Source organism: Pseudomonas sp. FG43 (assembly GCF_057809175.1).
This window is the reverse complement of the sequence record NZ_JBMDJL010000001.1, coordinates 1-13,992: the sequence shown is the minus strand read 5'-3', so window position 1 is coordinate 13,992 and position 13,992 is coordinate 1. Positions and strand designations below refer to the sequence as shown.

The 13,992-nt window shown below is 57.9% G+C and carries 11 protein-coding genes; 7 read left to right on the top strand and 4 right to left on the bottom strand.

The features are described from left to right. Positions 1-54: 54 nt before the first annotated feature. The 3 genes from ACODS3_RS00055 to bglX all read right to left on the bottom strand — a co-directional run bounded on the left by ACODS3_RS00055 (position 55) and on the right by bglX (position 5,521). A complete protein-coding gene (locus ACODS3_RS00055) occupies positions 55-1,377 on the bottom strand; it encodes a sigma-54-dependent transcriptional regulator (RefSeq protein WP_200986473.1) in 1,323 nt (440 codons plus the stop codon). Beyond that, positions 1,371-3,137 (bottom strand): sensor histidine kinase, encoded by a 1,767-nt coding sequence (locus ACODS3_RS00050; protein ID WP_201017435.1) that lies wholly within the window; start codon positions 3,135-3,137, stop codon positions 1,371-1,373. Before ACODS3_RS00050 ends, ACODS3_RS00055 begins: the two co-directional genes overlap by 7 nt. 77 nt (positions 3,138-3,214) lie before the next feature. Further along, positions 3,215-5,521, bottom strand: a complete 2,307-nt coding sequence (gene bglX, locus ACODS3_RS00045; protein ID WP_489032733.1) for a beta-glucosidase BglX — start codon at positions 5,519-5,521, stop codon at positions 3,215-3,217. A gap of 272 nt (positions 5,522-5,793) precedes the next feature. On the opposite strand from bglX, the gene ACODS3_RS00040 reads away from it, so the two are divergent. The 3 genes from ACODS3_RS00040 (at position 5,794) to ACODS3_RS00030 (ending at position 8,572) form a co-directional block, all read left to right on the top strand. Further along, complete coding sequence (locus ACODS3_RS00040) at positions 5,794-6,486, top strand: TPM domain-containing protein (RefSeq protein ID WP_489033129.1); 693 nt, start codon at positions 5,794-5,796, stop codon at positions 6,484-6,486. A 13-nt stretch (positions 6,487-6,499) separates the two neighbouring features. After that, entirely contained in the window at positions 6,500-7,117 is a 618-nt protein-coding gene (locus ACODS3_RS00035; protein WP_489032731.1) for a TPM domain-containing protein, read from the top strand. Positions 7,118-7,354: 237 nt separating this feature from the next. After that, positions 7,355-8,572 carry a class I SAM-dependent methyltransferase gene (locus ACODS3_RS00030; protein WP_489032729.1) on the top strand — a complete coding sequence of 406 codons (1,218 nt, stop codon included), beginning with the start codon at positions 7,355-7,357 and terminating at the stop codon, positions 8,570-8,572. Here the strand turns inward: ACODS3_RS00030 and ACODS3_RS00025 are convergent. After that, a complete protein-coding gene (locus tag ACODS3_RS00025; protein ID WP_489032727.1) occupies positions 8,565-9,464 on the bottom strand; it encodes a DMT family transporter in 900 nt (299 codons plus the stop codon). The genes ACODS3_RS00030 and ACODS3_RS00025 overlap by 8 nt on opposite strands. A 248-nt stretch (positions 9,465-9,712) precedes the next feature. Between ACODS3_RS00025 and yiaY the strand changes: the two genes are divergently transcribed. The 4 genes from yiaY (at position 9,713) to ACODS3_RS00005 (ending at position 13,942) form a co-directional block, all read left to right on the top strand. Continuing rightward, positions 9,713-10,861, top strand: a complete 1,149-nt coding sequence (yiaY, locus tag ACODS3_RS00020) for an L-threonine dehydrogenase (RefSeq protein ID WP_201017430.1) — start codon at positions 9,713-9,715, stop codon at positions 10,859-10,861. Between the two features lie 10 nt (positions 10,862-10,871). Beyond that, a complete protein-coding gene (locus ACODS3_RS00015) occupies positions 10,872-11,195 on the top strand; it encodes a DUF2025 family protein (RefSeq protein WP_304574899.1) in 324 nt (107 codons plus the stop codon). Positions 11,196-11,274: 79 nt separating this feature from the next. Beyond that, on the top strand, positions 11,275-12,789 hold the full coding sequence (locus ACODS3_RS00010) for a diguanylate cyclase (protein WP_201017428.1): 1,515 nt from the start codon (positions 11,275-11,277) through the stop codon (positions 12,787-12,789). An 88-nt stretch (positions 12,790-12,877) separates the two neighbouring features. Further along, positions 12,878-13,942, top strand: a complete 1,065-nt coding sequence (locus ACODS3_RS00005; protein ID WP_489032724.1) for a DUF4118 domain-containing protein — start codon at positions 12,878-12,880, stop codon at positions 13,940-13,942. Positions 13,943-13,992: the final 50 nt, after the last annotated feature.

Here is a 13,992-nt window from a genome sequence, read left to right as displayed (position 1 = left end):
ACTGTCCGGATTCTAAAGGGGGATAAGGTTGATCGGTCGATTCCATGAATAGTTTCATACCAGAAACATTTCTCGCACCAGCCCGTGACGCTGCATTTTTTCGTTGAGCGTTCGACGCGGCAGTTGCAGCTCATTGAGCACGGATTTGATATCGCCTTTATGACGGGCCAGAGACGCACGCAGGCACTGGGCCTCGAATGCTTCCTGCTGCGCCGCCAGGGATTGTCCCTGCTGCGGTGATTCGGCGATATCCAGCCCCAATGCCTGACGCTCGGCCGCGTTGGCCAGTTCGCGGACATTGCCCGGCCAGTCATGGCTGAGCAACTGGCTCAGTTGCAAGGCGCTGAGTGCCGGCGCTTCGCGGCCCATGCGGGCAGCGGCGGTGCGGGCAAAGTGGTTGAAGAGCTGCACGATATCTTCGCGTCGCTCACGCAGGGGCGGCAGATGCAACTGTGCAACGTTCAGGCGATAAGCCAGGTCTTCGCGGAAGCGTCCAGCCCGTGCTTCTTCCAGCAGATCCGGCTTGGTCGCGGCGATGATGCGCAGGTCAACTTCAATACTGCGGTTGGAGCCCAGCCGCTCCAGGCGCTTGTCCTGCAGCACGCGCAACAGTTTGACCTGCTGAGCCATCGGCATGCTTTCGATCTCGTCGAGAAACAGCGTGCCGCCGTCGGCGTACTCCAGCCTGCCGATACGCTTGCCCTGAGCGCCGGTAAAGGCTCCGCTTTCATGGCCGAACAGTTCGGCTTCGAACAAATGTTCGGGGATGGCGGCGCAGTTGAGGGCGACAAAGGGTTTGCTGGCGCGAGGGCCGAAGTCATGCAGGCAGCGAGCGACCAGTTCCTTGCCGCTGCCGGTTTCGCCACGGATGATCACGTTGACCGGCAGTTGCGACAGTTCCAGCACATTGCGTCGCAAGACTTGCAGGCTGGGCGATACACCCAGCAGCGTGGTATCCAGCTGGGAACGGGCGTCGGCCTGTTCGGTCAGGCGGCGGTTCTCCAGAACCAGCTGGCGTTTTTCCATGGCTCTGCTCAGGTTGGTGAGCAGGGTCTGCGGGCTGAAGGGTTTTTCCAGAAAGTCGTAAGCGCCTTCACGCATGGCCTCGACCGCCATGGGCACATCGCCGTGGCCGGTCAGCAGGATAACCGGCAAGTCCTTGTCCAGCGCTTGCAGGCGGGCCAGCAACTCAAGGCCGCCCATGCCCGGCATGCGCACGTCGGTGAGGATCACGCCAGGAAAGTGTTCGGGCAAGTGCTCCAGACATTCCTCGGCGCGGCTGTAGACCTGAACCTGGAAACCGGACAGCGTCAGCCATGGCTCAATGGCCTGGCGAATGGGGGCTTCGTCGTCAACGACGATGACCGAGTTCAGCATGCGTTTTCAGTCTCTATAAAGTCATTGGGCAGGCTGAACCAGAACACCGCGCCGTTATCCCGGTTTTCTGCCGTCAGGCGACCATTGAGTTCATGGATGATCGCATAGGATACCGCCAGCCCGAGGCCAAGCCCGTCGCCCACCGGTTTGGTGGTGAAGAACGGATCGAAGATATTGCCCAGATGTTCCTGCGCAATGCCACCGCCACTGTCGATGACACTCAGACGCCAGTGTCCGGCTTGGGCATCTATCCGCACTTCCAGGCGTTTGAGGGGTTGATTGCGTATGGCATCCAGGGCATTGCGCAGCAGGTTGATCAGCACCTGTTCCAGACGGATTGCATCGCCACGTACCCAGGCCGGGCGTGACAGATGCAGAACACAACTGACCCGCTCCTCGCGGATGCGCGGGTCCAGCAACAGCAAGGCCTGATCGACTACGGTCGCCAGGTCCAGACGTTCACGCAAGCCGCTTGGGCTCTTGCGGGCGAAGGTTTTCAGGTGCCCGGTCAGCGCGCTCATGCGGGTCAGTTGCTGGTCCAGCGGCGTAAGGGATTTGCAGGCATCCTCGATACGGCCCTGATCCAGAAGCAGGCGAACGGTCGCCAGTTGCATGCGCTGGGCCGTCAGCGGCTGGTTGATCTCGTGGGCCAGTGCCGCGGACATTTGCCCCAGTGCCGCCAGCTTGGTCGATTGCACCAGACCTTCCTGGGCGGTACGCAAATCACGGGTACGCTCCTGCACCTGACGTTCCAGTTCGTCACGGCTGCGCTCGCGCAATTTCGACAGTCGCCAGCGCTGGTACAGGAACAACCCCAGAAAGACCAGCGTCAGCCAGATACCCGCGCCGGCCAGTGCGGCATTGCGTATGTCGTCATTGACCATCTGGGGTTTGCGCAGCAGGTGCAAGGTCCAGTTTTCATCGGGAAGCGGCATGGACTGCCAAAGGTAATCAACCGTGCCGTCGGGGCCGTCGACCCGGCTCAAATGGCTTTGCTGCCCGACCTGATCGAGGATGCGGCTGCGCAGTGGCGACAGTGGCTTTTTATCGTACTGGCGGGTACGCAGCAGTTCTGCACGGTTTTCGAGGGAAATGGGTTCCAGTTCGCGATAGCGCCATTCGCTTTTGCTGGAGATAAACACGATGCCTTTGTTATCGCTGACCAGGAGCAGATCGTCGCCCTGGCTCCATTCCTGTTCGATATTGGGAAACTCCAGCTTCACCACCATGGCGCCGCCGAACTCTCCTGCCTCATCCAGCACGGCATTGGACAGGAAGTAACCGGGAATGCCTGTCGTGACACCGACCGCATAGAAGCGTCCGATACCCTGGGTCCGGGTCTGTTGAAAGTAAGGGCGAAACCCGTAGTTGTGCCCGACATAGCTGTTGGGCTGTCGCCAGTTGCTGGCGCCTACGGCCAACCCGTTTCGATCAAGTAGTTCCAGGGACGAGGAGTGTGCGGTTTCGTTGATTTTTTCCAGCTTGCGATTGAGTGAGAGCTGGGCGCTTTCGCTGATGGGGCCGCTCACCGCTGCGCGAATTTCGGCGTCGAGCGCCAGCACCGAGGGGAGGGCGCGATAGCGTTCGATCAAGGTGTGAAGGGTGTTGGCGTACAGAGCCATTTGCCCGCTGGCACGTGTTGCTTCCTGTGCCAGGGCATGTCGCTGCGCCTGACGCATGGCCAGACTGGCCGACAGGGCGGCGCCCGCCAGGATCAAGAGGATATACAGGGAAATACGCACGTTGCGCTTGATGATCATACTGCGTGTGCTGCCTGAGGTTTCAAAACGGGCGTATTCGCAAGCGCAGGCACTTACGAATACGCCGTTATCGGCATTTACAACAGATCGAAGCTTGCTTGTTTCACTGCTTCGGAGTCGAGGCCGATCATGACCTTGAACTCACCTGGCTCGGCCGCGTATTTCAGCTTCGAGTCATAGAACTTCAGGTCGTTCTCGCTGAGGGTGAAGTTCACGACTTTCTCCTCACCCGGCTCAAGCGTGACTTTCTCGAAGTTCTTCAGTTCTTTCACCGGACGGCTGATCGAAGCCGCTACATCACGCAAGTACAACTGCACGATGGTGGTGCCGGCAACCTTGCCGGTGTTCTTGACGGTGACACTGGCGGTCAGCTTGCCTTTGCGGGCCATCTTGGTGTCCGACAGCTTGACGTCGGAGACATCGAACTGGGTGTAGCTCAGGCCATAACCGAACGGAAACAACGGGCCGTTGGGTTCCTCGAAGTAGTGCGAGGTGTAGTTGCCTGGCTTGCCCGGCGTGTAAGGACGGCCGGTGTTCAGGTGCGCATAGTAGACCGGCAGTTGGCCGATCGAGCGCGGGAAGGACATGGCCAGTTTGCCCGACGGGTTGTAGTCGCCAAACAGCACGTCAGCCACGGCGTTACCGCCTTCGGTGCCCGGGAACCAGGTTTCGAGCATGGCATCGGCCTGTTCCAGTTCGTCGACCAGTACCAGCGGGCGGCCATTCATCAACACCAGAACCAGCGGCTTGCCGGTGGCTTTCAGGGCCTTGATCAGATCACGCTGCTTGCCCGGAATGTTCAGGCTGCTGCGGCTTGCCGATTCATGGGACATGCCACGGGACTCACCTACAACGGCCACGATCACGTCGGACTGCTCGGCTACCTTCACGGCTTCGTCGATCATTTCCTGAGCAGGACGTGGATCGACTTCCACTTCGTGTTCGATGAAGTTCAGGTAGTTGAGGATGTGCTCGTTGTCACTGACGTTCGCGCCACGGGCATAGACCAGCTTGGCCTTGTCGCCGACAGCTCTGGTCAGGCCTTCATACACGGTCACCGACTGGTTCGGCCGGCCGGCTGCGGACCAGCTGCCCAGCATGTCGAGCTGACTTTTCGCCAGACCGCCGATCACGGCGATGGTTCCTTGCTTCCTCAGTGGCAGGGTTTCGTTCTGGTTCTTCAGCAGCACCAGAGTCTTGCGGGCGACATCGCGAGCTTCTGCGCGGTGCAGGCGATCATCGGAGTAAGTGTCGGCCGGATCATCGGCGGCAACGCCGATACGACCATAAGGCGCTGCGAACAGGCCCATGTCGTACTTGGCGCCCAGCACTTCACGTACGGCGTTGTCGATTTCCTTCATGGAAACCTCACCGTCCTTCACCAGACCGGGCAATTGCTCGCCGTAGGCCACGTCGTTCATGCTCAGGTCGATGCCAGCCTTGATCGCCAGCTTGGCGGCTTCGCGATAGTCCTTGGCAACGCCGTGTTCGATCAGCTCCTTGATGGCGCCGTGGTCACTGACGGTCACGCCCTTGAAGCCCCAATCCTTGCGCAGCAGGTCTTGCATCAGCCACATGTTGGAAGTGGACGGAACACCGTTGATCGAGTTGAGTGCGACCATGACACCGCCGGCACCGGCATCGATAGCTGCGCGGTAAGGCGGCAGGTAATCCTGGTGCATGCGCGTCATGCTCATGTCCACGGTGTTGTAGTCACGCCCGCCTTCGACCGCGCCATACAGGGCGAAGTGTTTGACGGCTGCCATGATGCTGTCGTTCGCGGCGACGCTCTTGCCCTGGAAGGACTTGACCATCACTTCGGAGATGCGCGACACCAGATAGGTGTCCTCACCGAAGCCTTCGGAGCTGCGGCCCCAGCGTGGGTCACGGGAGATGTCGACCATGGGGGCAAAGGTCATGTCCAGGCCGTCGGCGCTGGCTTCCTTCGCAGAAATCCGGCCGGTCAGCGCGATGGCGTCCATGTCCCAGCTGGCAGCCATGCCCAGGCTGATCGGGAAAATCGTGCGATGGCCATGAATCACGTCATAGGCGAAGAACATCGGAATCTTCAGACGGCTATGGGCTACAGCCGCTTCTTGCAATGGGCGGTTTTCCGAGCGTGTAATGGAGTTGAATGTTCCGCCGATCCTTCCTGCGGCAATTTCCTTGAGAATTTTCGGCTGAGGCATCTCACCGCTGATGCTGATAAGGCGCAACTGACCGATCTTTTCATCAAGGGTCATTTGTTTCATCAGGTTGGAGATGAAGGCATTCTTGGCTTGCAGTGTGGCTTTGGCGGAGGGAGCGGTAGTGGAAGTGGCGTCGGCCATTACCGATTGACTGGCCAAACCGACCAGCAGACCTAATAAACACAGCTTATTCATGAATGATTTCTCAAGGCTTTTGCCGGTAACTCGCGTTTAATACCGGGTAGCCAGATTTTGGGTTTTAGACCTTTGGCATTTATTGTGCAAACAACGCGAAGGGTAGACGCTGTTCGTTTCGTTGCCCGAGGCATATCGAATCCAGTCAGATTCGACCGACTCGGGCGTTGGCGAGGGATTATGCCGGGGAACTTCTATTTTGGCTAAGGCGTGTCCATCCAATAGAACAAAAAATCACCGGAGGTCGGGTGTTGAAGTTTGTGTTACAGCATATGTTTTATATAGCGATGTTGTGGGGGAGCGCTCTGAAGGTGCAGGCCGAACAGCTCGCTCTGGTGTTCCCGCCAATGACGGGCAATGTAGTCGACTCGGCGCAAATGCTCGACAGCCAGGCAACGGTGCGTCTGGCGAAAATGCTACAGGCCCATGAGCAAGTGACCGGGGAGCGGGTCGTACTGGTTACCGTGGTCGACTTGCAAGGCACGACCATCGAGGATTACGGTTCGCGACTGGGCAGTGCATGGGGATTGGGCAGCCAGGGCCGGGACAACAGTGCTCTGCTGATTGTCGACCGCGACAAGCGCAGAGTCCTGATCGAGGTGGGTTCCGCCCTGGACGATCGTCTTACCGAGGCTCAGGCGTCGCTCATCATCAACATGCTGATTGCCCCGGAATTCAACCGCAGCCGCTTTGCCACGGGCATCGAACGTGGCGCGCGGGCCATGGTCATGGCGCTGGGCGGTCATGTACCGGACGAACCCGAGCCCTCGACCGAATTCAGCGTCTACGACGTCCAGGCCAGCAGCGATGTGGCTTGGCAGATTGCCGGAGGGCTGATTGTCGGTGTGTTGCTGATTGTGTTTGTCTGCTTGAGAAGGGCTGTACTGGTCTGTGCCGCTTCACGCGAAGGGGCGGCAAGCGGCAAGGGCCGATTTGGCGGCGGCGGGGCTTCGGGCAACTGGTAACAGGACACTGGAAATGGCTTTACTCAATAAAGATGAACAGCAGCAGGTCGCAGAAGCGATTGGTCGTCTTGAACTGCGCACCGATGCCGAACTGGTCACGGTCCTGGCAGCCAGAGCCGATGACTACGCCTATATGCCTCTGGTCTGGGCCGGGCTGATCGGCCTGTTGCTGCCGGGCGTCATCAATTTCTTCATGGATGTGCTGAGCGCCAATGAATTGCTGCTGGCGCAGATGAGTACCTTCATCATCGTGGCCCTGCTGTGCCGTATTCCGGCGGTCACCAGTCATCTGGTCCCGACCGCGGTTCGGCGCTGGCGGGCCGGGAACCTGGCCCGTCGGCTGTTTCTCGAACAGAACCTGCATAACGCGGTGGGCGGCACCGGGATTCTGGTGTTCGTCTGCGAGGCAGAGCGCTACGTCGAAATCCTGGTGGATCACGGCATTGCCACTCGCTTGCACAGCGATATCTGGAAGGCGATGGTTGATGTCTTTACCCAGCAGATCCGGGACGGGCAGGCGGTGCAGGGCTTTCTGGGCTGCATCCATGCCTGCGGGGAATTACTGGCCGATCATGTTCCGGTGACCCATGAGCGCGGCGATTTGAGCAACCGGTTGGTGGTTCTGGGATAAGGCCTGTCAGTTACGGTCATAAATCACTTCGTGGGAGGCAGCTTGCTGGCGACTTCACGTACAGACGCAGAATATCTGCCGGTTTTCAGACTTTTTTGCCAGCAAGCTGCCTCCCACACGTTTTGTTTGTGCCTTAACTGATCGGCATCAGTCATACATATTTATTAACCCTGAACCTTCAACCCGCCTAAAATGGCTCCCTTCCTGTTCAGCTCCAGCCGCCCGAGGCGTTTTTCGATGTCAGCCACTGCCACTTCCTCCAGACCCACGCCGGACCATCGCGCGCAGTTCCTGGGTTTGCTGGACACCAGCCTTTCCCAGAACTCTCTCATCAAACTGGTTCTGGCCAGATACGTGGGCTCCGAAGCTGAGTTGCAGCGGGTCATCATCAAGCCGTTGACGGTCAAGGATCAGCCATGCCTGTCGTTCGTGTATCGCTACAAGACCCGCGATATCACCAAGAACTTCCCCTTGCGAGAGGCGGTGGATGTCATTGCGGGCTTGCTGCCCGAGTCGTTTAAAAATGCACATTTGCTGTCGCTGACTGATGAGGTGCAACTGGAGTTCGGCAAGAAGGGCAAGAGCACGCTGTTCAAGAGCAAGGCACAGCAAGAGCGCGAGGTGCCATCGGCCGGGCATGATCGTGAGAAGAAACGCTATCTGGAACTCAGCCGTCCATTTCTCGCCGATCTGGGCGTGACCAACAAGCAGCATGAGCTGATCCCGGCCATGTCGCGCAAATGGAAGCAGATCAACAAGTTCATCGAAGTGTTTTCCCATGCCCTGACCTCATCGCCGCTCCAGCTCGATCAGCCGGTCAAGGTGGCTGACTTCGGCTCCGGCAAGGGCTACCTGACGTTCGCGATCCACGATTACCTGTGCAACACCTTGCAGGCACAAGGGCAGGTTACCGGCGTTGAACTGCGCGAAGACATGGTGAACCTGTGCAACGCCGCAGCTGAACGGCTTGAGCATTCTGGTCTGGTGTTCAAGCATGGCGACGTCCGTAGCGTGGCGCCCAGCGATCTGGACGTGATGATTGCCCTGCACGCCTGCGATATCGCCACCGACTACGCCATTCATATGGGCATTCGTTCCGGTGCGTCGATCATCATGTGCTCGCCGTGCTGCCACAAACAGATCCGCTTGCAGATCCAGAGCCCGACCTTGCTGCGCCCGATGCTGCAATACGGTTTGCACATGGGCCAGCAGGCTGAAATGGTCACCGACAGCCTGCGTGCCTTGCTGCTTGAAGCTTGTGGCTACGAAACCAAGGTGTTCGAGTTCATTTCCCTGGAGCACACCAACAAGAACAAGATGATCCTGGCGGTCAAACGCGCCGAGCCGGTCGACCCGGCGCAGTTGCTGGCGCGTATTCAGGAACTCAAGACGTTCTACGGCATTACCGAACACTGCCTGGAAACCTTGCTCCAGGCAGACGGCTTTCTCAGCTGAGGGATGTGGCCGGTTTTGGCGGCGCAATGACCGATGTCTTGCGCCCCAGCATCACCGTGGCAATGACGGCAGCGGCGAAAACCCAGGTCATCGGTTCGATATGTTCGCCAAAGAACATGGCCGACAAGGCCATGGTGAAGAAGATCTGCAACAGTTGAACCTGGCTGACCCGCGAAATCCCCCCCATCGCCAGCCCTGAATACCACGCAAAGAAGCCCAGGAACTGCGAAAAAAACGCCACATAGGCAAAGGCCCACAAGGTCCCGCTGGACACAGGCCCCTGGTGTTGTGCGGCGAAATAAATTAAAGGGCCGATCAGCACAGGGCTCGACAGCACCAAGGCCCAGCAGATTACTTGCCAGCCGCCCATTTCCTTGGCCAGTCGGCCACCTTCCGCGTAACCCAGCCCGCCTACGGCGACGGCAGCCAGCATCCACAGATCACCTACCTGAATGCCACCGGCACCACTCATCAGCGAATAAGCGAGCACCAATGCGCTGCCCAGTGCCGCGCAGCCCCAGAAGGCCTTGGATGGACGCTCGTGGGACAGCCACGCTGCATAGATCGCGACAAACAGCGGCTGTATGCCGTTGACCAGTGCGCCGTGAGAGGCGGGCAAGGTCTGCATGGCCCAGGCCGACAGCACCGGAAAACCAATGATCACGCCAAAGATCACCAGCGCCAGCCCTTTGAGTTGTTGCCGCGTCGGCCACTTTTCCCGCCGCCAGTACAGCAGCGCCGCCGCCGGAATCGCGGCCAGCAGCGCACGACCGATGCCGTTGAGCAGTGGGTGAAGTTCCTGCACCACGATGCGGGTCATCGGCAGTGTCAGGCTGAAAATGATGACGCCCAGCAGGCCCAGAGCCATACCGGTGTTTTCGCGAGAAGACATGATCCCAATCCATTTTTAATGTTTTTTGTATACAGAATGGGCATATAGCCACAGGTCCAATCAATCGTACGTCTACAGCTATGCACAGATTCAACCGTACAGTTGCGACCATCGGTGGCCTGCAGTTGCGCTTCATTGAGCTGGATCAACGCCTGCGCCTGCGCTAAGGCAGAAGCTACAGGCAAACCCAAGGTTCCAGACCCGCCGTCTTGTCGGACACCTGAGCCAGCCAGAGATGAGGATTCGCCATGAGCAGCACCTTTTTCATTCCCGCCGTGAACATTATTGGCTCCGGTTGCATTGATGAAGCCATGCAAGCCATCCGCAAATACGGATTCCTCAAGGCACTGATCGTCACCGATGCCGGGCTTGCCAAGGCCGGTGTCGCGGCTCAGGTCGCGGGCCTGTTGGTGGAGCAGGGGATCGATGCCGTGGTGTACGACGGTGCCAAGCCCAATCCGACCATCAGCAACGTGGAAAAAGGCCTCGCGCTGCTGCAAGAGCGCCAATGCGATTTCGTGATTTCCCTCGGTGGCGGCTCACCCCATGACTGTGCCAAAGGGATTGCCCTGTGCGCCAGTAACGGCGGGCATATCAGCGATTACGAAGGCGTTGACCGCTCGCAAAAGCCTCAACTGCCGCTGATCGCGATCAACACCACCGCCGGTACTGCCAGCGAGATGACTCGCTTCTGCATCATTACCGATGAAGTGCGCCACGTGAAAATGGCGATCATCGACCGCAACGTCACGCCGATCCTGTCGGTGAACGACCCGAAGATGATGGTCGGCATGCCTAAGTCCCTGACCGCCGCCACGGGCATGGACGCACTGACCCACGCCATCGAAGCCTACGTGTCGACCGCTGCTACCCCGATCACCGACGCTTGCGCCATCAAGGCCATGAACCTGATTGCGGGCAACCTGCATAAGGCGGTTTTTGACGGTACGGATATCGTTGCCCGGGAAAACATGGCCTATGCGCAGTTCCTGGCGGGTATGGCGTTCAACAACGCTTCGCTGGGTTACGTGCATGCCATGGCGCACCAGTTGGGCGGTTTCTATGATTTGCCCCATGGCGTCTGCAACGCGGTATTGCTGCCTCATGTGCAAAGTTTCAACGCCGCCGTCAGTGCTGCGCGCCTGACCGACGTGGCTCACGCCATGGGCGCCGATATTCGCGGCCTGTCCCCTGAGGACGGTGCCCGTGCGGCTATTACGGCGATCCGCAAACTGTCGGCGTCGGTGGAAATTCCGTCAGGCCTCGTGGCGCTGGGCGTGAAGGAAGAAGACATCCCGACTCTGGCTGCCAATGCCTTGAAAGACGCCTGCGGCCTGACCAATCCGCGCCCGGCCAATCAGGAACAGATTGAAGGCATCTTCCGTCAGGCTCTTTGAGGAAAACACAATGAGCACCACTTCCAGCGACATCTGCGAAGCCGCCGAGCAACTTGAAGGTTTTGTGGGCTATCACCACAAGCACAAACATTTCATCGTTCGTTTCAGCGAAGACTCTTTTGGCATGGACGTCACCGAAGACAGCATCACCCCCACCAGTGAATTCGTCTGGAGTGCAGGCTCCGGCGCCCAGATGAGCCTCAGCCGCGAGCGCCTGCAACTGCTGCTCGACCAGAACATCGACAGCCGCCTGAATATCACCGAACCGCTGCGTGTATACATGCGCCGCCAGGACTTGCCGGAAATCAAAGTGGAGCGCTGGGTGAAGGTGTAAATTCGCACAATACTCGTCATCCCCTTGGGTATGAAATGTGCAGCAAAGCACGGATCTGCCAAGAAAATGACGAGAAACCATGAAGCCCATACCCTTCGTATCGGCCCGGCTCACACCTAAAGCCCTGTCGGCAGGGCTTATAGGTTTCATTGTTCTGGTCTGCGTCTCCCTGATACTGGCCACAGCCTGGCAAATCCAACAGTCGGCCGATGAACGTCTGGCAAATGCCCAAATGGGTGTTTCAAATATTGTCAGTGCTGCCGAGCAACAGGCTCAAGACACCGTCCGTCAGGCTGACAACAAGTTGAGGGATATCGTTGAGCGGGTAGAGAGCGAGGGCATGGACCGGCCCCAGCAACTACGCCTGCACAAAATCATGTCCCAGGACACTGCCACGATGGACAGTATTCAGGGACTTTTCATCTATGACGAAGAGGGAAACTGGATCGCCAACTCCTTCTCGCCAAACGTCAGCAAAAAAAATAACAGCGATCGCGACTATTTTATTTATCACCGCGAAAACATTGATGATTCGATTCATATTGGTTCGATCATCACAAGCCGCACTACCGGAGAAATGGTGATTCCGGTCAGTCGCCGTATTCAAAGTCCGGATGGTGGCTTTGCGGGGGTTGCCCTGGCCACGATTCCTGTTGCTTATTTCCAGCGTTTTTTTGAGCGCATGGAAGTTGATGATAAAGGCGTCATTTTTCTAGCCCTTGATAACGGGGACCTGCTGGCACGTCGCCCGGCAGTTGGGACCTTGGTGGTGACCAATATTTCCAAGGGGGAAATCTTCAGCAGATACCTGCCTGTAAGCGATAGAGGTACCGCCATTATCACTTCTGTAGTGGACGGTATTGAACGGATATATGCCTATCGCCGCCTGCAAGGGCTGCCAATGGTGACGGCTGCGGGGTTTTCCTATGAATACGTATTCTCCAACTGGTGGACATATGCCTACCGCTCGTTCGCCATTGCCGGTTTCATCATTTTTGCACTCACGTTGCTCGGGGTTGTGCTTTACAGCCAGGTTCAGAAACTGCTGAAGGCTGAAAAACAACTCAATATCGCACGCAGCGAACTGGAAATACTGGCGCAAACAGACAGCCTCACAAACGTGGCTAACAGAAGATGCTTCGATGCCGCATTACAGAAAGAGGAAGCTCAATCGCGGCGTAACGGACAAAGTATCGGGCTGATTCTTCTCGATATCGACTGGTTCAAGCAATACAACGATACCTACGGTCATGTTATGGGCGACCAATGCCTGCAACAGGTGGCGCGCCTTATACAGGCCAATATCCGTCGCCCTGCCGACCTGGCCGCTCGATATGGCGGGGAAGAGTTTGTGGTCTTGCTGCCGGATACCGATCTGGCCGGTGCATTGAGTGTGGCTGAACTCATAAGGTCAGCCATCCATGCCGCTGGCATTGAACATTCGGGCAGTGCCTTGAAGGTTGTTACCATCAGTGCCGGCGTGGTCGCTACGCGGTTGTCCGAAGGAGAGAGCTACGCTGCAAGTTTGAGAGAGGCGGATCGGCTGCTGTATCGGGCGAAGAGTCTGGGGCGCAATCGGGTTGAAACAGAGTGACTCCAAGGGGCGGCCTTTGTTGTTAAGCCGCCGGGAAGGGACGTTTTATCAGTCAGGTTTGTAGAGTTTGGTTATTTGGGAACACGTGATGCCAGTTACCCGGTTTGATGTGCGCGCACTGATACGCCTTGATTTGCCCCAGCCCCTGAAATGGGGGCTGACGCTGCTGATTGTATGGAGCGCGTATTTATTGAGAGCAAAAGTCTTCACCGCGATTCCACCCTTGCCCATATTGTTTTTCTTGCCGACCATCCTGTTCTCGGCGATTTTTTTCGGACGGCGTTTCGGTCTGTTTGCCACAGCCCTGAGTTCAGCCATTGCTGCTTATTTCTTCCTTCCCCCGCTCGGCAGTTTGAGTATTGCTGCACCCAGTGGCGCATTCAGCCTCACGCTATTCATCATGACCAGTGCACTTATTACGCTAATGGGGTCGGCATTGCGCAATGCCTACCTCGAAACCGAGCAATTGCAGCGCCAGACGGCCATCGCCCACGATGATGCGGAGAAGGCGCGTGCCCTGGCCGAGAAAGGCGAGCGCGAACGACAGTTGCTGCTCGTAGAGTTCGGGCATCGGGTCAAAAACGACATGCAGCGCACCATCGCCACCCTGCATCTGCAAGCCGTCCACTCTGCCCCCGACGTCGCCTCGGCCCTCAGACAGGCGGCCGGACAGATAAACGTTGTTGCCTCCATGCATGATCGCCTGGCTCACCACGATGGTGAGGTATCCGTTGACATGAATGAATACCTCCAGGACCTGGTCGCCGGGTTGAATTACAGCATGGCCGAAACCCGGCCCATTGAAATGCTTGTAAAGGCACAGGCCCTTACACTGCCTCTGGATCGTGCCGGGGCTGTGGGGCTCATCACCAATGAACTCATTACCAATGCCTTGAAGCATGCGTTTCCCGATGGGCGCGCAGGTAGCATCACAGTAGATTTTTGCCGTACCAACCAACAGTTTGTGCTGACCGTCTCGGACAACGGGGTCGGCCTGCCTGACGAAACCACGGACTCCACGCCGCGACGCAAAGGGCTGGGCCGCAAACTCACAAAGGCTTTGGCAACGCAGTTGGGAGGCGAGCTTGTAGTGACGACGCATGATCCCGTCGGGACTACGACAGTCTTGAGTTTTCCGGTGGTGGAGAGTTGATGTAGGCAGGGATGGTAGTTACACATTGTGAGAGGGGCCTTGGCCGCGAC